Below are 18,418 nucleotides of genomic sequence, written 5' to 3'. Positions count from 1 at the left end.
GTAAGTCAGCCACGAAGCTTGATCCTAGTCACCGGATGTGATGTGGTGGCCGATACAGAAAGACTATTCCCATTCGCCAACTATGGCGCTCGCGACTTTTATTTTTCCAGCATCACGAGGTTTCATGCAGATTGAGTTACAGGAGATTAGCGACCACCTCTATCGTTTCGCTCCTTTTGATGCCCTGCCAAAGGAGTCGGTAGACGCCATCGCTCGGCGAATTGAAGTGAGTTATTTCAAAGCCGGCAGTGACATTCTTGAAGCCGGTGCGACCATTCAGGATCTGCATTATGTTCGTAGTGGTGCGGTGGAGATTTACCGGCGTAATGGTGAGCTCTATGACCGTCTCGTCGAAGGTGACCTATTCGGTCAGGCAGGTCTGTTACGTAGCAACAAGGTACGCTTTCCCGCCCGAGCGTTGGAAGATAGCCTGATCTATTACATCCCTGCCGACGTTTTCGCTGACCTTTGTGCGCAACATGATGCTTTCGCTGACTTCGTTGAAGCAGAGGGAAACTCGAGACTCAAAACTGCTGTTGAAGCTCAGGGGCGTGCTAGTGAGCTTATTCAGCTCAAATGTCGCGCCCTTATCTCACGTCCCTTGGTGTGGGTCACGTCAGATATCTCTGTCGGCGGCGCTGCAAAAATCATGACTGAGCAAAGTGTATCCTGCGTTCTAGTCATGTCTCCAGCAGGTTTAAAGACGGCTGAAATAGAAGGGATCGTCACAGATAGAGACCTTCGCACGCGATTTGTTGCAGTGGGCCTAAACGCTGACGAAACTCGTGCCAGCGACATTATGACAGTCGATCCGGTTGTAATTGGCTCCGATGATTCAGTTTTTGAAGCCATGCTTGTGATGTTGCGCCGCAATATTCATCACTTGCCGGTTGTGCACGATGGTAATCCAATTGGCCTTATAAACCTGTCGGATATCATCAGGTACGAATCGCATAGCAGTTTGTACTTGGTTAACAGAATCTCTAACCAGACCTCAGTTGAAGGCCTGAGATCACTTTTGCGTGACCTGCGAGGAACCTATATCCGCATGGTGCGTGACGGGGCTACTGCGCACATGATCGGAAGCGCGATTTCAGGTATTGGCCGTGCCTTTACCCAGCGTTTGCTTGAGCTGGCCGAGAAAAAGTTAGGCCCGCCTCCAGTGCCTTACTGCTTTATGGTTTTGGGATCAATGGCGCGTGATGAGCAGTTGTTAGTGACTGACCAGGACAACGCGTTAGTACTCGACGACAGCTTCGATCCGATCCAACACGACTCTTACTTCCGAGCCCTGGCAACGTTTGTTAGCGATGGACTGGCCGCGTGCGGTTACAGCTACTGCAAGGGCGGGGTCATGGCGACCAACGAGCAGTGGCGACAGCCTTTGAAGGTATGGCGAAGTTACTTCGATCAGTGGATCGAAAAACCTAATCCAACTACGTTGCTTAATAGCTGTATTTTTTTCGATCTGGATGGGGTTTTTGGCAAGCTTGAGTTGGTACAAGAGCTTAAAGACCTGTGCGCTCGAAAAGCCAGTACACACCCTGTATTTCTAAGCGCAATGGCTCGTATTGCCCTTAATCGAACGCCGCCATTAGGATTCTTTCGTACTTTTGTCGTTGAGACTGACGGACAGCAAAAAAGGATCATCAACCTTAAAGGGCGTGGCACGGCACCGCTGACCGACCTTATCCGGATTCATGCACTAGCATGTGGCAGTACCGCTCAGAATTCATTTGATCGCATGGATGCTATAGCCCGCAGTAAAGTCATTCCTCCAGAAGCATTAAAGCAACTTCGGTACGCACTAGAGTTCCTGTTGATGGTGCGTATTCGACACCAGGCGGACGCACTTGAACAGGGGGCATCACTCAATAACTACATTGAGCCCGAGCGCTTTTCTAGCAGTGAACGACATAACCTCAAAGAAGCGTTTCAGGTGTTGAGCAATGGCCAAAATTTCTTGCGATTCCGATATCCTTCAAAGGGCCGCTTTTAGCGATGAAAAACCTAAAAAAGCAGCCTAAAAATAGAGTGCTGGACTGGTCTGCCGAGTTCGAGACATTGGCGAAGATTTCGGTTAATCCTCTATTACGAAAGTTCTATCAAGCTGGCGCGGTTTCAGCGCTGGCACCCATTGAGAGCGTTCAACTGCTGGCCATGGACGTAGAGACTACCGGCCTTGACTCACAGTCCCACAGCATCGTGAGTATTGGTGTTATGCCGTTCACGCTTAATCGTATTTGTTGCGGGAATTCACTCTACTGGGTGATAAAACCATCGTCCGAACTGAATGAAAAGTCAGTGACCTTTCATCACATAACCCATGCCGAAATTTTAGATGCCCCTGTGTTTGCGCAGGTGCTTGATCCTTTGCTTGAAGCCATGGCGGGCAGAGTGATTGTAGTCCATTACCGGAATATTGAGCGCGCCTTCTTGGATCAGGCAGTGCGTAGGTATTTAGGTGAAGGCCTTAAGTTTCCAGTAATCGATACGATGCAGTTAGAGGCACACTTCCATAGGCAAAAAATTAGCTGGTTCGGCCGACTGATTGGACGCAAGCAACAGTCCATACGGCTGGCAGACAGTCGCTCTAGGTTGAACCTGCCGGCTTATCACGCACATCATGCATTAACCGATGCTCTCGCGACTGCCGAGTTGTTGCAGGCGCAGATAGCAACTCACTACTCGCCACTCACACCTGTCGGTGAGTTATGGAATTGAACCAAGTTAATAGCTTCAAGGTGCAAGCAGATAGATATGTTACACCTTGAAGCTTGAGGTCAATCTTACCTATAGCCTAGCTCATACTGACTAGCGAGGCTCAGACATTAGTCCTTTCACTAGAGAGATACACCCTATCATTAGAACTATTGCGAAAGGCAACCCCGTGGATACTGCCATTGCCTGCAGTGCCACCAGACCGCCCCCCAATAGCAGAGCAATCGCAATCACGCCTTCGATTACCGCCCAGAACACCCGTTGAGGAACAGGCGCGTCAACCTTGCCTCCAGCTGTGATGGTATCGATCACCAATGAGCCGGAGTCAGAGGAAGTAATAAAGAACACTATGACCAGAATAATACCTAGGAATGAGCTGATCTCCTTGAGGGGGAGCTCTCCCAGCATGGCGAACAACTTCAGCTCTAAGACCGCGTCCTTGACTCCCATAAGGCTTTGAGTGGTCACTTGGTCAATTGCCGTACCGCCAAACGTAGTCATCCATAATACAGAAACTACTGAAGGCACAAGTAGAACAGAGATCAGAAACTCTCTGACAGTTCGACCACGACTGACGCGAGCGATAAACATGCCTACAAATGGTGACCAACTGATCCACCAAGCCCAGTAGAAGGCAGTCCAGCCTTGAGTGAACTCGATATCAGTACGTCCAAATGGGTTTGAGAGCGCAGGCAAATATTCAACATAAGTCACCAGATTTTTAAAGAATCCAGTGAAAATAGCCAGAGTCGGCCCCACAATGATGACGAACACCAACAAGAGCAGCGCAAGCCCCATATTGATCTGGGAAAGCATTTTGACGCCCTTGTCCAAGCCGGAAAGGACTGACCAAAGAGCGATTATGGTGATCCCAACGATCAGTACAACCTTGCTCAGATTCGTCGATTGAATTCCGAAGAGATATTCAATCCCTGCAGCAGCCTGTTCTGCGCCAATCCCTAAAGAGGTCGCCAAACCAAATAGCGTGGCAAATACCGCTAGTATATCGATGATATGTCCCGGCCATCCCCAGACACGCTCACCCAATAGTGGATAAAAAATTGAGCGTATTGAAAGCGGCAAGCCTTTATTATAAGAAAACAATGCTAAAGACAGCGCCACAATCGCGTATATAGCCCAAGGATGGAGTCCCCAGTGAAAGATGGTAGCCGCCATCGCCAAGTCAGCAGATGCCTTCATATCACCTTCGGCACCTCCTAGGGGCGCCCAATCCGTGCGTAAACCGCTCGCATCGACTGTCACACCTCCCATGGAAGCAGCGTAATGCGACATGGGTTCGGCTACCCCATAAAACATCAACCCAATGCCCATCCCCGCAGCAAAAAGCATTGAAAACCAACCGACGTAACTATGGTCTGGTTTGGCATCTCTGCCGCCCAAACGAACCTTGCCCAGCGGAGAGAAAATAAGTGCAATGCATAGCAAGACAAAAACGTTCGCAATGCTCATGAAGAGCCAGGCTAGATGGCTGGTTAGCCAGTTTCGAATGGAGCTAAAAAGGGGTTCTACTTCATTCTGCAATGCCAGCGTCAAAATCACGAATAGTAAAATGGTGGCTGCTGAAATGATGAAAACTTTACCGTGGATATCGAGTGAGAACGAAAACTCTCCCTTGATGTTGTCTTGACCAATGACATAGTCAGTATCGATAAGATTGGCCGCTCCAGTAGGAGCAGGAATGCCTTCACTGGGTTGAGAAGGTGTGTTTGGACTATCATCCGTAGGCTTTCCAACCATAAGATTCCCCTTTTGAGATTCACGTCATAAAACGTGTAATTATCATTATCCCCGCTGTTCCTATGGTAAAACGAGATTTTAGCCAAGCTATCCTAGCAAGCTTTGGGAACAAAATTTCTAAAACCTCAGCTCTTTTGACTTCTTACCACAGACTTCTCTCGCGTAGCCTTTGCAGGCTTGCAACGCGATTAGTCCCTAATCGCCGTCGCCGTAGACTCCGATAATTCGTTGGGCATGCGCTGGAACAAGTTGGGTTCTAAGGGCACCAAAGCCATGCCGCCGGCACCGGTGGTAGGTTGCACTGCGTCACAACCATTCGTAGCTCCGTCGAGTTGGACTTAAAGCCGCAGGTCGGCAGTAGCAAGCGATCACCCAGGCGTGATTGTTTGGTTTTTGCATCGGTCAGAGTTCGGCAATAGGATCGGTCACTGGCTGCCAGCGATTGCTCCAGCGTAAGGAACTTGCCCTGCTCTGCCAGAACCCGCGTGGGGCTGGCATTGGCCAGAAGGGTGAACTTGGTTTGGTGGGCAGCTTCCTTGGCGACCAATTGCTCATCGTAGGCGTGGCCTGCCACGGCCATGCAGTTCACGCGCTGCCCACCATCAGGGCAAGGATGATCAGCAGCACCCAGCACCGTATCCGCCATCACGCCAACACCTTGAGCGTTTGGGCATACAACGCTTGCCGATCGGCCACTCCATTCTGGTCACCATTGATGCGCTGGGTGATCCTGTCGAACTGACTAGTGTCGGCAAAGGTGTTGTCGGTCTCTTTGCCAACTAGCCCCGTCGGTGCGATTAAACGCTTGTGGCTCCGGTCGTGCCTAGGGATATTCTCTAGCTCTCAGCTTAAGTAATACAACCACTCATCCACGCACGGAACTATGAACTGGGGGGGGGCTGTTTTTAGAGTCGATGTCGCTAATACGACGGGGAAAACCGTCCTTGTTTATCAGGTTATTGTTTTGATACTCAGCAGGGGCGTTCAGGATGGGTCGTAATCTGGGGGAGTTGGCTAACACTAAGCTTCTATGGCCAGAAACGCACAGATTTCAGCGTCAGATAGGAGTTACTCAAGAGCCTCTGGAGATGCTTGAATTCTCCGCCGAGAAGATCAACCACCTATCTCAAATAACATACAAAAAGGGCCTTCGAAGGGCCCTTTTGTACTCAAACCAAAATCACTTGGTCAGCCAGGACTCAACGGTATCTGAGCCGTGTTCTGCCTTCCACTCCTTCAGACCTTTGTGATTCCCACCTTTGGTTTCGATGACCTCGCCAGTGTACGGATTTTTGTAGACCTTCACCTGACGTGGCTTACGAGTGCCAGCTTTGGATTTGACTACTGGAGTGCTGCGGCCAGTCTGAGGATCCAACAAGTTGATGATGTTAGACAGGCTGTAACCGTATTCAGCAAGCAGAGCGCGCAGCTTCGACTCAAACTCTATTTCCTTTTTGAGACCAGCATCGCCTTTCAGTGTTTCGAGAGCCTCGAGTTGTTCGGCAAGGTGTTTTTCGAGTTGGCGAAATTCAGCAAGTTTGGACATGTTTAGTCTCTACGTAGTTAGTCCCATAACAATACACCAACTTTGGAGTTTTCCGTCAATCGTTTAGGTATAAGATCCATGAGTAACGATCACGAAGACGCGTACTGTGGAGTCTGGGCTCACACTCTAAATTTATTCGTTCCCTGTCAAAAGCGAAGTATTGAGGTCAACATCTTTGTGGCATGGATGTGTCTATGAAACTAGGGGTTATTCAGGATGATGTGCTGAGTATTCTGAGATTTACCCAGCAGCTGCAGACGCGGCTGTGCCTTATAGGTCGGTTGAGCAAGGGCGAATCGCGACTTACTCCGCTCACGCCGAGTATCTTACTAGCGAGATACTGAAAATCATGCCCGTCGGGGCATTGCCGACCAATTTGAAGGGTTCCCGTCTTGAGGCAGATTTTGGTATGTAGATCGGACACCGGGCCCAGCCCAAGCAGGCCTTTTAAATCCACTGAATGTCCAGTCACGCCTCGGGCTACTTCAACGGCTTCTTGCGGATTGACCTGCTGACTAAGGTAACCATCGCCCTGCCTCTGCCCAAAGTCGTCGGTGTGTGTGTGTGTAAATCGATGTAAGCGCCTCCTAAAACAGGCATATTGGATTGTAGAGCGTAGCCACAGTGTTAATTGGTCAGTACAGCAGCTATTTTTGGGAGCATGAATCTTGTCAGCTGAAAGTAGTACCAAGATGATTACAGCCCATACCCCGTGGACGGTTTTTCTGGTGTTCTTGCGCTTGGGATTCATCTCCTTCGGAGGGCCAATTGCACACCTAGGTTACTTCCGCGAAGAGTTTGTTGTTCGGCGCCAATGGCTCAGTGAGCGCAGTTATATCGATTTGGTCGCCCTGTGCCAGTTTCTGCCAGGGCCTGCCAGTAGCCAGGTAGGCATAGGTTTGGGGCTATCGCGTGCTGGTTTCTCTGGAGCAGTTGCCGCGTGGGCTGGGTTTACACTGCCATCGGCAATAATCCTCGTTTTGTTTGCGCAAGGGATGTCCGCGTGGGGAAATGCATTCCCAAGCGGTCTTTTGCACGGACTTAAGATCGTCGCGGTTGCTGTTGTTGCTCAAGCCGTCTGGGGAATGGCGCGCAATATTTGTACTGATGTGCCCAGGGTAACCATCGCTGTGTTTGCAGCTTGCGCAGCACTCATCTGGCCAAATGCCTGGGGGCAGATCGCCGTGATTATCTGCAGTGCTGTCATCGGTCTGATGCTTTTCAAGCCTGCTCAACAGCATACTGCTGAGCCCCTTCCAATATCAGTTAGCCGAAAAGTAGGTCTGGTATCGTTGGTGGTGTTCTTTGGCTTATTGGTAGGCCTACCATTTTTGATCCAGGTTTGGCCCTCTGAAGCACTAGCTATGACGAATGCCTTTTTCCGAGCAGGGTCATTAGTTTTTGGAGGGGGGCATGTTGTACTACCGTTACTTCAGTCTGCGACCGTATTCAACGGATGGGTAACCAACGACACATTCATTGCTGGGTATGGCTTAGCACAGGCCGTACCGGGCCCGCTCTTTACCTTCGCAGCATTTCTCGGAGCGTCCATGAACGCCCAACCCTCTGGTTGGATCGGAGCTACGGTATGCCTGGTCGCTATCTTCGCACCTTCATTCCTACTCGTAATCGGCGTGCTGCCATTCTGGGAGCAACTACGACATAGTTTTCGCACCCAATCGGCCCTTGCAGGAATTAATGCGGGAGTAGTAGGGCTACTCTTGGCGGCCTTATATAACCCAGTCTGGACGAGTGCAATTTTGAAACCTCAAGACTTCGGTTTGGCGCTGATAGCCCTTGTCGCCCTAATGTTTTGGAGGGTTCCCCCATGGGTAGTCGTCTTGGGCAGTGGAATGCTTGGATGGTGGCTCAGCGGTGTACTTTGAAAGCAAGCATCAGCCAAAGGTATCTTGATCTCTAGAGGAGGTTATTGATGTCAGTAGCGCAGATGCTATAGGATCTTATCAGGAGATGGCATTCCTCCTTTAACCGCCTTGTGCTGATGATGCCTACGTGAACCCTGGACAGGGTGCGTAGGTGTGCCTCCCTGTCCCTAATTTAGGACAGGATATGATCTTACTTTTCGTGCTTCGCCCATCTTACAGCGCTGTCCCTCTGCATGCTTGGCCCTCCAGGTTTGGTAAGGAGTGCTCGCCATGCTGAAATCATTGATCGTCATTGCCATCGGCGCCTCAGTTGGTGCTTGGTTACGCTGGCTTTTGGGTATAAAGCTGAACGCTCTATTTCCTACGATTCCTCCCGGGACTGTAGTCGCGAACATGGTCGGGGGTTATCTCATAGGGCTGACCATCGCCTTCTTGGCTGCATCGCCTTCGCTCAGCCCTGAATGGCGCCTCCTGATCATCACCGGATTTTGTGGTGGTCTTACCACTTTTTCTACATTTTCAGCCGAAACAGTCACCTTGATTCAGGAAGGAAAACTGCTCTGGGCGCTTGGCTCAATTTCGTTGCACGTGGTTGGTTCGTTGACGATGACAACTGCCGGGCTTCTTTCATACCAAGTGATTGGTACTCGCTGAGGGGATAGACATGAAAGGCTTTATGGTCGTTTTCTTTACTCAACAAAACCGTCGCTATCAGGTAAAGATGTTAGGTGAATGGATCGTCGATTTGCCAAAAGAAATGAGCCCACTTGGGATAGATCCGTCCGACGCAACCACTTCTACAACATCGGAGGTAAGAACATGAGCTACGCGGACATTCCTGCTGGTAACGCGATCCCCGATGACTTCTTCACAGTTATTGAGATCCCTGCAAACCACTCGCCGATCAAGTACGAGGTCGACAAGCAGAGCGGACAGATCTTCGTTGACCGCTTCCTAAGCACACCGATGTTCTATCCGGCCAACTACGGGTTCATTCCAAATACGTTGAGCGATGACGGAGATCCTCTGGACGTCCTGGTGGTTTGCCCTTATCCCGTCTCACCTGGAGTTGTAATACGCAGTCGCCCGGTGGGTGTGATGTACATGACTGACGAAGCCGGAGCGGATGCCAAGGTGATCGCTGTGCCTCATGAAAAACTCAGCTCGATGTACAACGACGTAAAGGAGTGCTCAGACCTCCCTGCGCTACTCCTCGCACAGATCCAGCACTTCTTTGAAAACTACAAAGCATTGGAGCCGGGTAAGTGGGTGAAGATGGGGCGTTGGGGGAGCGCGGATGAGGCGCGGGAAGAGATTCGCAAGTCGGTAGCTGCGTATATTCCCAAGTAGGTTTCACTCCAAATTGAAAGCATCAGCCGGGAGTCAGAACTGAGGGGCAAGTGATTTGCCTCTCAGTCGCTCGGGACATCAAATGTCGAGGGAACCACACGCATAGAAAAGTGGATGGCTATGCTGCGCATGACTCAACTCAATCAAAGTCATTCCAGAATATCGGCCTTTGATAACCCACTTATGGGGTCGCGCTAGCATGCATTTGACGATTTCCTATTTGACTAAGGTGATTGGTATATCTGAGAGCTGAATCACCTTTGCCGCGACAGAGCCCAGAAAAATCCCTGCAAGAAAGCCGTTGCCATGTGAGCCTAGGATGATGTTGTTACATCCTAAAGAGTGTGAGCACGCCACGATTTGGCTTGCTGCATCGCCTTGTAAGGTGTGAAGTGTAAATGCAACCCCTTCCTGCTTCAGAAGCACCCCAGCTTTTTGTGAGCTCTCAGCACTTTTATCACCGTAGTAACGATCAATCTCATCCGCTCTCATGTCGTGTGCAATTCGAGTTGGTAACAGTGGCTGTACATTCACCAGATGTACCTCAACACTACCGCCCAGTAATCCGCCATCTTGGATTAGCCCAATAAGGTAACGCACTGCGCGCTCCGAGTGCTCGGAGCCATCGACAGCTACAAGTATTTTATGCATTTTCTAAATCCTCTTTCAGTGGCATGAAGATGCTTGTCGTTAGGGGATTGCCAGCTTGCAATCAGTTCTACTCGGACAGGCGGATTCGAATCTGTTTTTCAATCTCGATGATCGCAAAGAGCGCAACACCGACCCCGATGATAAGTAGGCCATCAAGGAAGGGGATCGCTTCTGTGGCAAACACCTTTTGCAGAGGTGGCGCGTAGGTGATGGCGAACTGGGCCAAGGTAACCACTGCGACGGTCATCCACACGACCTTGGTGCCACGAATGCCCTTCCAGGTGAGCGATGTGCTGTAGAGATTACGAATAAAGAACAGATGGAAAATTTCCATCACGACTAGCGTATTCACCGCGATGGTTCGGGCCAACTCCACGGAGTAGCCACGGTCGAGCGCATACGAAAAAATGCCGTAAACACCACAGAGGAACAGAATAGAAACAAGCACCATATGCCAGACTAAAGCACCGCTTATCAATGGCTCTTTGCGCGAACGAGGCGGTCTGCGCATGGTGTTATCTTCGGTGGGCTCGAATGCCAACGCTATGCCGAGCGTTACTGCGGTTATAAGATTAATCCACAGAATCTGTATCGGCGTCACCGGCAGTGTAAGGCCGAGGAGCAGGGCCACGATGATGGTCATGGCTTCACCTGCGCTTGTGGGAAGCGTCCAGCTCAGGACTTTCTTAATATTGTCGTAGACTGTACGCCCCTCGCGCACTGCAGCAACGATGGACGCGAAGTTGTCATCAGCCAGCACCAAGTCGGCAGCTTCCTTGGCGGCGTCACTACCTTTCCCCCCCATAGCGATGCCAGCATCGGCACGCTTTAGCGCTGGTGCGTCATTAACGCCATCGCCCGTCATTGCCACTGTCATGCCATTCGACTGCAGCAGCATGACCAACCTGAGTTTATGTTCAGGGCTGGTACGAGCAAAGATATTGACTTCCTTTACCGCCTCCTTGAGGGCGGCATCGTTCATGGAGTCCAGGTCTACACCAGTCAGCACCTTGTCGGGATTATGCAAGCCAATCTGACGACCAATTGCGGCGGCGGTGCCGCCATGATCGCCAGTGATCATTTTTACAACAATTCCCGCTGCCTGGCATTGTTGAACTGCCTTTATCGTCTCGGGTCTAGGCGGATCAATTAGCCCGACCATGCCCAACAAGGTTAACTTTCCTTGCACGTCCCCAAACTCCAACACAGTGTGCTCTGGCTGAACTGACCTAGCTGCAAACGCCAATACACGCTGCCCTTTTGCGGCGATGGTGTTTGCCTGTTCGTACCAGTAGTCCGCGTTAAGGGGCTCAGTCACGCCATCGGTTACGAACTGCCGCGTGCTCATGGCCAGTATTTGCTCTGGCGCACCTTTTACATAGATAGAAGCATGGCGATTATGGTTGTGATGGAGGGTCGCCATAAAACGGTGTTTCGCGTCAAACGGAATGGCATCGCTTCGTGGCCAGGTACGATGATCTTCATCGCTATCTATTCCGGTTTTTCCGGAAAACGCTAGCAAGGCTCCCTCCATCGGATCGCCTTCAACCGTCCATAAGTCTTTATTCTGGCGCAGCACGGCATCGTTGCAGAGACCTGCTGCTCGCCCCAATTCTGAGAGCGCAGGGTGAGACGATATCTCGATCAGCTGATCGGCAATCCTGAAGCCTCCCGCTGGCTGATAACCTGCGCCATCGACCGTGAAGAGAAGATCGTTCGTGACGACCGATGCGACCATCATTTCGTTGCGGGTCAGTGTTCCAGTTTTGTCAGTGCAGATGACGGATACCGAGCCTAGTGTTTCGATGGCAGGCAGGCGACGCACGATAGCGTTGCGGCGAGCCATTGCGCGAACTCCGACAGCCAACGTGATGGTAAGGACGGCGGGCAATCCTTCAGGTATCGCAGCTACTGACATCCCGACTACGATCATGAAAATCTCTGTGAACTCGTAGTGCGCGACATAATGGCCGAATACGAGCAGAAGGCCACCGACTAGCAAGATCAAGATCGTCAGCCAACGTGCAAAGACGTTCATTTGCTGCACCAGCGGAGTTGTCAGCGTTTCTACTCCAGCAAGTAGCGTACTGATGCGTCCGATCTCAGCTGCTGCTGCGGTAGCAACTACAACCCCTGTAGCTTGTCCGCATGTCACGAGAGTGCCGCTGAACGCCATGCAATTACGATCACCCAAGGCTGATTCGAGGCCCACTGGCTGGGTATGTTTCTCTACTGGTACGGATTCACCTGTAAGAATGGCTTCTTGAATCTGTAGTCTGTTCACGTGCAGCAGGCGTAAATCAGCAGGGACTTTGTCTCCCGCCTCCAGCAATACGATATCGCCCGGTACTAGCTCCTCGCCCACAATACTTAAGCGTTGGCCTGCGCGAATCACGGCGGCGTGCGGTGCCAGCATCTGCCGGATAGCGTCCATGGCTTTTTCCGCTTTGCCTTCCTGGACGTAGCCAATGATTGCGTTTGCAATGACCACCGCCAGAATCACCACCGTATCCCACAGATGCTGCAGCATCGCGGTAATCGCAGCGGATCCTAGAAGCACATAAATCAGAATGTTGTGAAATTGCAGCATGAATCGCAGCCAGGCGGGTCGCCGTGCGGCTTCTGGCAAACGATTGAAACCAGTGCGGTCAAGCCGGGCTTGAACTTCGGCGGCCTCCAGCCCGACATGCTCATTGACCTCAAGCAGGTTTGTCACCTGCTCTGCAGGTAGGGAGTGCCAGGCCACGGAATGCGGAGGGATTGGTGTTTGCCCCGTTGATGCGTCGACCACCTGCTTCATCAATGAGTATCTCCTGTGCACACAGCTCAAGTGAGACGGGCTGAGGTGATCATGAGCGAGCGTGGGAATATAAGGCTGAAAACATTATTTTCGGTCTTACATCCTATAGTTCCTTCTAGCTGACAGGAACTATAGATGTAACGCAATCAACCGGTTGGCAATTACTGATGTAGATCAAACTATCAGCAGCAATTAATGTGACAAAATGTTTTGGTGAGAAGTTTAATCTTCTAGATTTTTATCTAATATTGCATGCAGCCGAGCACTGCGCGAAGCAAAAACGGGGAGGCATAAATACTACTGCTGCTTTAAGAAAACTCTGTTTATTCACTATATGGCATGCAGTTTTTGCAATATTCCTGTGTTGCCTTGTTAAACCCGGAATATTAATACTTTCAACTTAATCCCAGTTATGCATAGCGCCCTAACTTGATTTAGCTACGTTATCAACCTGGGACTCTTCCAGCGCCTCCGGTGCTTCTAGCAGCTCGGTAATAACGCTGAAGTCACTCACTTCAACGGCACCTAGCCCATAGCCAAGCAGGTGGAACGAGAACGCTTTACGCGGCTGCGTATTATCGAAACTGAAGTCCATCTCCAGCGGCTGATCGGCAGTGACGACCATTTCTGCTGGCAGCCCCAGTGGCACATCCTGCTCCAACTCCTTGGCTTTCAGCAGGATGTAGGCGTTCTGCTGTGGATCTAAAGAGCGCACGGTCAGGCGCACGCGTGTTTGTGAGCCCTTGGGCATTTCCAGATACTGAGCACCGATCAGGTTGTCAGCCCAGTCATCCTTGATCTGTGCCTGAAGCGGGATGATGGTGGGACTGCCGAACTGGTAGTGCTGGTTCAACGGTGTCCGGATCAGCGAATGATCCAGCGCCGAGGCTTTTGATGTGATTTCTCGTGCTCGTTTGCCCCCGTACTGTCCAGCAAGGGTAGCGTGGTCGGCAATGAACCCTGCGCTATTGTAATTCCTGCAACGCTGTTGAAAGTCACACTCGATCAAGGTGCCTTGGCCATCGTGATAACGCAGCTTGTCGTTGGTGAACGACATGATCTCGCGGCCTGTTTCATAGTCACGAAACAGCGAGCGACCGCTCAAGGCTGAGGGGACAGGTAAGGCGAAATAGTCGAGTATTGAGGCACTCAGATCGACATGCCCGTAGACCCCAGACTTTACCTTGGGCAACTGATCCTGCTCGGGCGCTAACATCAGGTTGAAACCCCAAGAGGAAGCTAGGCGCACTCCATCAATTCCGTGAGATTCGTCCGAGGTGATCACCACCAAGGTGTTTTTCAAGATGCCTTGGCGTTCCAGGCCGTTGAGGAATTGCCCTAGGGCATCATCCAGATATCCGACGGCAGCCTGCTTGGGTGTGTCGTAGCGCTCAAGATAGTCCTGAGGGGCCGAATAGGGTTGGTGGGTGCCAACGGTCAGCAGGGTCAGCATCCATGGTTTTTTCTGCTTTTTCAGCTGGCCGACGTAGTCGAGTGCCCCTTCGAAGAACGCCTTGTCGTCTTTGCCCCAAGGAAAATCTAGATAGTTGCTATTGGTGAACCATTCCAAGCCGTGGGTAGCATCGAAGCCAATGTGCGGCATGATCTTGTCTTTGGCCATGAATCTAAGGCCTGCACCCTGAAGGTAGTGCGTGGCGAATCCGTTCTTGTGCAGTTGGGCTGGGAGGCACGCCTTGTTCCGTTTGTTCTGGGTCAACATCTCAACCCCCTTGGGCGTTCCGTTGTCCAGTTTGTCGTAATCGCCGCAAAGCATAGCGTAAAGGCCGCGAATGGTTTGATGGCTATGCAGTACATAATCCGGCGTATTCATTCCGCGTTCTGCCCAGCGACTGAGGTTGGGCATGAGATTTTCTTGATAGCTGCTGTGCAGGGCTTGGCGGTTGACGCCAACGTAGGCACCAGGAATACCTTCCAGCGCGATGATCAACACATTTCGCGCCCGCCCTGGTGCCGCGAGCAATTTCTGTCCGTCCAGATCGAGTTGAGTAAGCCCCGCCATTTGCGGTGGAACATCGACAACATCACGCTCCAGCCACTCTTCTGCGCTTGCCTGAACATCGCCAACGCTCGCGGCCATCAACTGATGTGGCAGGTTGAACAAGCGCCACTGGTCTTCTTCTGAGGGGTACAGGTGCTGAGCACCCCAATGGGTGATCAACAGCAGTAGCGGTGCTGCCCACGCGTTTCGTGGCAAGCTCGGAGACGTAGCGGAGCGTCCTAGGTACTGCGTGACCAGCCAAACCACCAGCCCAAGAAACAGAGTAGCGGCCAGCCAAGGCTGGGCGAAACCACCCCCGGTAGAGTTTTCCAAAAACTGAGGGTCGATCAGGTAGTGCAGGTCTGATGAGTTGGGAAGCCTACCGACCGCGCTGACCAGTTCGGCAGTCGCCAGAGTCATAAGCCCCCATGCCAGCAATACCGGTAGCGCTAACCACCAAGGACAGCGATGCAAGAGTACGATGAGCAGGCTCGCAATTCCCAGATCTGAAAGATAGCCAAGTGGATTCGACCAACCCAGAGCTGCACGCAGGCACAAAGGCATGATCAGAACCAGTCCGATCAAGGCGATGAGACGTGCACGGGGTTGACTTAACCAGCGATGGATAACGTTCACGCAAAGGCCTTCCAGACATTAAATCTTCATATAAGTGTGCTGGATGGTATCAAGCAGTGGGACGACTCATCGGGTTATTCGAAAAGGAGACGGTGGATCGAGTCAGTGACGGCATTGGTGCTTGGACGTAAGCCCTATTTCAGAGGCTTGCGTTGAGGAATGCTCGCTGACTATGCCCTTCAGCATTAACTGTTTCAGGCTGTTTAACCCCGCCGCGCATGTATGGGCCAAGTGTTAATATATTACCTTTTAAGTGATCCAAAGGACGTTGATGACTAATCATCAAGCTAAAGCCGAAACCCCTAGAGCAGCCGCGATTCTGGCTCGCTTCCTGTCGTCGGAGTCCGCTGGCGGTCTTGTGCTGATGGGCGCAGCACTCGCGGCACTAATCGTGGCCAACTCGCCTCTCTCGCAAAGTTATTTTGCAGCCTTGCACAGTGTCTGGTTGGGCATGTCTGTCGAGCATTGGGTCAATGACGGCTTGATGGCGATCTTCTTCCTGATGGTCGGACTCGAGATCAAGAGAGAGGTTCTGGCAGGAGGGCTCTCCACTTGGGGACAGCGCGCCTTGCCTGGATTTGGTGCCGTCGGTGGCATGGTTGTGCCTGCGCTTATTTACATCGCAATCAACTGGAGTAATTCTGAGACGTTGAAGGGGTGGGCTATTCCAGCCGCTACCGACATCGCATTCGCCTTGGGCGTCTTGTCGTTGCTGGGGAAGCGAGTCCCTACGTCGCTGAAGGTCTTCCTCGCTGCCTTGGCGATCATTGACGACCTGGGTGCTGTGGTTATCATCGCCTTTTTCTACACCACTGGTCTTTCCATGCCGATGTTGCTGGCATCGCTCGCAACCCTGGTCATTCTGATCGCAATGAATCGATTGGGCGTCAGACGATTATTCCCATATATGCTGGTCGGTGGTGTGCTGTGGTTCTTCGTGCTGCAGTCGGGGGTGCATGCCACTCTTGCGGGTGTTGCCGTTGCACTGTGTGTCCCAATGGGCAAGCCAGAAGAGGAAGCTAGGTCTCCACTGCTCTTCCTAGAAGAGAAGCTGCACATGTGGGTAGCATTCGCTGTGGTGCCGATTTTCGGCTTCGCCAACGCGGGTGTTTCATTAGCCGGTATTTCGATGGAAAACCTAGTCGATCCGGTTCCGCTGGGTGTTGCGCTCGGCTTGTTGGTGGGCAAGCAGATTGGCATTTTCCTATTGGCTGCTCTGGCCATTCGTATGGGCTTGGCCAAACTGCCGGAAGGCAGCAATTGGGCACAGCTTTACGGCGTTGCGCTCCTGTGTGGCATCGGCTTTACCATGAGCCTGTTCATCGGAAACCTGGCGTTTGCTGGATCAGCTCACCTGATCGACGAAGTAAAAGTCGGTGTGTTGATCGGTTCGACCTTGGCTGCAATCGGTGGAGTCCTGATTTTGCGACGCAGCGCTGGGCCCGCCATTGTCGCCGCCACGGTCTCTAAATAAGCCTAAGCGAGCCGGCCACGGAGTTTCTCCCAGACAGAAATCCTGTGGCTGGAACATCGTCTCGCGAAGTGAGGTCATCGTGCTTTACGCCACAAGCTGCTGAGATAGCCCCTCAAAGGCTGATTGGCGGCATCAACTCGGACGCGACTTTTTTCAGCATGAACGTTTCGCGCTGAATTGACTGCCCCATCGATGACTCCTGACGCTGCATCACGGCTTCATTATGCGTTATGGCTTCATGCAGGTTGATCCAGACAGGCCGCATACCATTAGCGATTTCGTGGCTTTCCATTCTCACGGGCGCTAGCTGGGGCGCGACTTCGCATTGATAAAAATGCGAGGTCATGTGCATCAGATCGTACTGTGGCTTCCAGTAGGGCCGGTACTCCTCGATATAACCGTAGTGCTGGAGTACCTGTATTTCACGGGCACCAGTCTCTTCCTCAAGCTCACGCCTCAGGCCTGTGACAATGTCCTCGTCACCATCAAGACCGCCTCCAGGAAAGCTGAAGTCGTTATAGCGCTCGGTGAACAGCAACAGGATCTGATCATCCCGCATCACGATGCCGCGTGCTGCATGTCGACGGAATACTCTGCCCTGTTTGGATTTCAGCTCGGGGTGAACAATTTCAGTTATGAGTTGCATGTGGTCTCGTTACGGCAAGATCAGTAGTCATCGTCCAAGGTGGCCACGGCATTTCCGCAGTTCTGGAAATACTGTGACCAGTGGAATTGGCTCAGCGAAGCAGCAATACGGGTAAAGTGGATGTTCGCAGCATCGTCGTGGTCGTGCTGCCTACCAGAAACTGCCTGATGCGAGAGTGCCCATACGCCCCCATGACCAAGAGGTCAATGCCTTGCTCTGCCTGATATGCATGAAGTACCGACTCCACTTCGCCTGGGCGGATCTCGGCATGCACCAACGAGCCAGAAGAGGCAAATGTGGCTCGTGCTTTCTCCAGCTCGTTCTGATTTTCTTCAGAGTCCTTACCAACCATGACGATATGAATTGGCAGGCCTTCGCACAGCGGGCTTGAAGCAATCATCTGTACAGTCTTGTGGCCTGTAGCGCTGCCGTCAAATGCCACCATGACCGTTTCAGGTTTCCTGAAATGGCTGGTTGTAATCAGGATGGGGCGGTGGATAGTTCGGACTACCGCTTCAATCTGGGTGCCAAGACTTTGGGCTCTGCGCGTGCTGTCCTCACCGACTCTTCCAATCACCAGTAATCGAATATCGTCTTGGAGATCGCTCAGGCTCTCGACGAGATGGCCATGGCGCTGCTTCAGATCAGGTGACATGGCGCCAGAGATAACTGTCCGCTCGCGAGCTTTTTCAAGCATGTGCTGCCCATGCTCCAAGGCCAGTTTTGCACGCTGCGCATCCAGCGTGGCCAACTCTTCCATTAGATGCTCTCTGCTACCGAGACCGATATTGCCGCTAAGGTCTGCGGATGCAGGATATTTCTCCTTATCCAGCACATGAAGCAAGGTCAGGGGAGCGCTGAGTCGTTGCGAGGCCCATGCTGCGTAATCGCAGACCGCCAATGAGGATTGTGAGTTATCAATGCATGCCATTACGTGGGTCATTGTCGTTC

The 18,418-nt window shown here is 51.9% G+C and carries 14 protein-coding genes, 2 pseudogenes and 1 riboswitch; of the genes and pseudogenes, 7 read left to right on the top strand and 9 right to left on the bottom strand.

All coding sequences use genetic code 11. The annotated features are described in order from the left end of the window. The first annotated feature begins 124 nt into the window (after positions 1-124). Complete coding sequence (locus HBN79_RS20050) at positions 125-1,999, top strand: DUF294 nucleotidyltransferase-like domain-containing protein (protein ID WP_095019782.1); 1,875 nt, start codon at positions 125-127, stop codon at positions 1,997-1,999. Between the two features lie 2 nt (positions 2,000-2,001). Further along, positions 2,002-2,724, top strand: a complete 723-nt coding sequence (locus tag HBN79_RS20045; protein WP_095019783.1) for a 3'-5' exonuclease — start codon at positions 2,002-2,004, stop codon at positions 2,722-2,724. 90 nt (positions 2,725-2,814) lie between these two features. On the opposite strand, the gene HBN79_RS20040 is transcribed toward HBN79_RS20045, so the two are convergent. From HBN79_RS20040 to HBN79_RS20030, 4 genes and pseudogenes are all read right to left on the bottom strand, one after another. Beyond that, positions 2,815-4,479: a BCCT family transporter gene (locus HBN79_RS20040; protein ID WP_095023404.1), complete on the bottom strand. Its 1,665-nt coding sequence runs from the start codon at positions 4,477-4,479 to the stop codon at positions 2,815-2,817. A gap of 256 nt (positions 4,480-4,735) precedes the next feature. Further along, a complete protein-coding gene (locus HBN79_RS20035) occupies positions 4,736-5,125 on the bottom strand; it encodes a hypothetical protein (RefSeq protein WP_346010147.1) in 390 nt (129 codons plus the stop codon). Continuing rightward, positions 5,125-5,241, bottom strand: a pseudogene (locus tag HBN79_RS24020) (glycoside hydrolase family 19 protein); the annotation flags it as partial. The pseudogene HBN79_RS24020 and the gene HBN79_RS20035, both read right to left, overlap by 1 nt. Before the next feature lie 418 nt (positions 5,242-5,659). After that, positions 5,660-6,025 carry a histone-like nucleoid-structuring protein, MvaT/MvaU family gene (locus HBN79_RS20030; RefSeq protein WP_095019784.1) on the bottom strand — a complete coding sequence of 122 codons (366 nt, stop codon included), beginning with the start codon at positions 6,023-6,025 and terminating at the stop codon, positions 5,660-5,662. 692 nt (positions 6,026-6,717) lie between these two features. Here HBN79_RS20030 and chrA point away from each other — a divergent pair. The 4 genes and pseudogenes from chrA (at position 6,718) to ppa (ending at position 9,261) form a co-directional block, all read left to right on the top strand. Continuing rightward, complete coding sequence (chrA, locus tag HBN79_RS20025) at positions 6,718-7,911, top strand: chromate efflux transporter (RefSeq protein WP_095023405.1); 1,194 nt, start codon at positions 6,718-6,720, stop codon at positions 7,909-7,911. 72 nt (positions 7,912-7,983) lie between these two features. After that, a riboswitch (Fluoride riboswitch) is annotated at positions 7,984-8,044 on the top strand. A gap of 137 nt (positions 8,045-8,181) precedes the next feature. After that, positions 8,182-8,565, top strand: coding sequence for a fluoride efflux transporter CrcB (gene crcB, locus HBN79_RS20020; RefSeq protein WP_095019786.1), 384 nt, complete (start codon positions 8,182-8,184; stop codon positions 8,563-8,565). A gap of 10 nt (positions 8,566-8,575) precedes the next feature. Then, a pseudogene (locus HBN79_RS20015) lies at positions 8,576-8,671 on the top strand (DUF190 domain-containing protein); the annotation flags it as partial. A 59-nt stretch (positions 8,672-8,730) separates the two neighbouring features. Beyond that, a complete protein-coding gene (gene ppa, locus HBN79_RS20010) occupies positions 8,731-9,261 on the top strand; it encodes an inorganic diphosphatase (protein ID WP_095019787.1) in 531 nt (176 codons plus the stop codon). A 216-nt stretch (positions 9,262-9,477) separates the two neighbouring features. On the opposite strand, the gene HBN79_RS20005 is transcribed toward ppa, so the two are convergent. From HBN79_RS20005 to HBN79_RS19995, 3 genes are all read right to left on the bottom strand, one after another. Beyond that, the gene (locus HBN79_RS20005) at positions 9,478-9,912 is read right to left on the bottom strand and encodes a universal stress protein (RefSeq protein WP_095019788.1); all 435 of its coding nucleotides are present in this window, start codon (positions 9,910-9,912) and stop codon (positions 9,478-9,480) included. A gap of 67 nt (positions 9,913-9,979) precedes the next feature. After that, entirely contained in the window at positions 9,980-12,712 is a 2,733-nt protein-coding gene (locus HBN79_RS20000; RefSeq protein WP_169917108.1) for a cation-transporting P-type ATPase, read from the bottom strand. A 424-nt stretch (positions 12,713-13,136) separates the two neighbouring features. Continuing rightward, complete coding sequence (locus HBN79_RS19995; RefSeq protein ID WP_095019790.1) at positions 13,137-15,347, bottom strand: LTA synthase family protein; 2,211 nt, start codon at positions 15,345-15,347, stop codon at positions 13,137-13,139. 271 nt (positions 15,348-15,618) lie between these two features. Here HBN79_RS19995 and nhaA point away from each other — a divergent pair, with 271 nt between their 5' ends. Beyond that, positions 15,619-16,821 (top strand): Na+/H+ antiporter NhaA, encoded by a 1,203-nt coding sequence (gene nhaA, locus HBN79_RS19990; RefSeq protein ID WP_169917086.1) that lies wholly within the window; start codon positions 15,619-15,621, stop codon positions 16,819-16,821. Positions 16,822-16,933: 112 nt separating this feature from the next. Here the strand turns inward: nhaA and HBN79_RS19985 are convergent, their stop codons facing one another. Further along, entirely contained in the window at positions 16,934-17,467 is a 534-nt protein-coding gene (locus HBN79_RS19985) for an NUDIX domain-containing protein (protein WP_095019792.1), read from the bottom strand. Positions 17,468-17,558: 91 nt separating this feature from the next. Continuing rightward, positions 17,559-18,410: a universal stress protein gene (locus HBN79_RS19980; protein WP_169917085.1), complete on the bottom strand. Its 852-nt coding sequence runs from the start codon at positions 18,408-18,410 to the stop codon at positions 17,559-17,561. Between the last annotated feature and the right edge of the window lie 8 nt (positions 18,411-18,418).

The organism is Pseudomonas sp. WS 5051 (genome assembly GCF_012985715.1).
GTDB classification, from domain to species: Bacteria; Pseudomonadota; Gammaproteobacteria; order Pseudomonadales; family Pseudomonadaceae; genus Aquipseudomonas; species Aquipseudomonas bubulae.
Note: the sequence above shows the minus strand (reverse complement) of the source record. Positions and strands in the feature narration are given on the sequence as shown.

Coding starts and splice junctions, on each gene's coding strand:
- crcB (WP_095019786.1), top strand. CDS start 8,182: ATGCTGAAATCATTGATCGTCATTGCCATCGGCGCCTCAGTTGGTGCT.
- HBN79_RS20050 (WP_095019782.1), top strand. CDS start 125: ATGCAGATTGAGTTACAGGAGATTAGCGACCACCTCTATCGTTTCGCT.
- HBN79_RS20035 (WP_346010147.1), bottom strand. CDS start 5,125: ATGGCGGATACGGTGCTGGGTGCTGCTGATCATCCTTGCCCTGATGGT.
- ppa (WP_095019787.1), top strand. CDS start 8,731: ATGAGCTACGCGGACATTCCTGCTGGTAACGCGATCCCCGATGACTTC.
- HBN79_RS20030 (WP_095019784.1), bottom strand. CDS start 6,025: ATGTCCAAACTTGCTGAATTTCGCCAACTCGAAAAACACCTTGCCGAA.
- HBN79_RS19980 (WP_169917085.1), bottom strand. CDS start 18,410: ATGACCCACGTAATGGCATGCATTGATAACTCACAATCCTCATTGGCG.
- HBN79_RS20045 (WP_095019783.1), top strand. CDS start 2,002: ATGAAAAACCTAAAAAAGCAGCCTAAAAATAGAGTGCTGGACTGGTCT.
- chrA (WP_095023405.1), top strand. CDS start 6,718: ATGATTACAGCCCATACCCCGTGGACGGTTTTTCTGGTGTTCTTGCGC.
- HBN79_RS19985 (WP_095019792.1), bottom strand. CDS start 17,467: ATGCAACTCATAACTGAAATTGTTCACCCCGAGCTGAAATCCAAACAG.
- nhaA (WP_169917086.1), top strand. CDS start 15,619: ATGACTAATCATCAAGCTAAAGCCGAAACCCCTAGAGCAGCCGCGATT.
- HBN79_RS20040 (WP_095023404.1), bottom strand. CDS start 4,479: ATGGTTGGAAAGCCTACGGATGATAGTCCAAACACACCTTCTCAACCC.
- HBN79_RS20005 (WP_095019788.1), bottom strand. CDS start 9,912: ATGCATAAAATACTTGTAGCTGTCGATGGCTCCGAGCACTCGGAGCGC.
- HBN79_RS20000 (WP_169917108.1), bottom strand. CDS start 12,712: ATGAAGCAGGTGGTCGACGCATCAACGGGGCAAACACCAATCCCTCCG.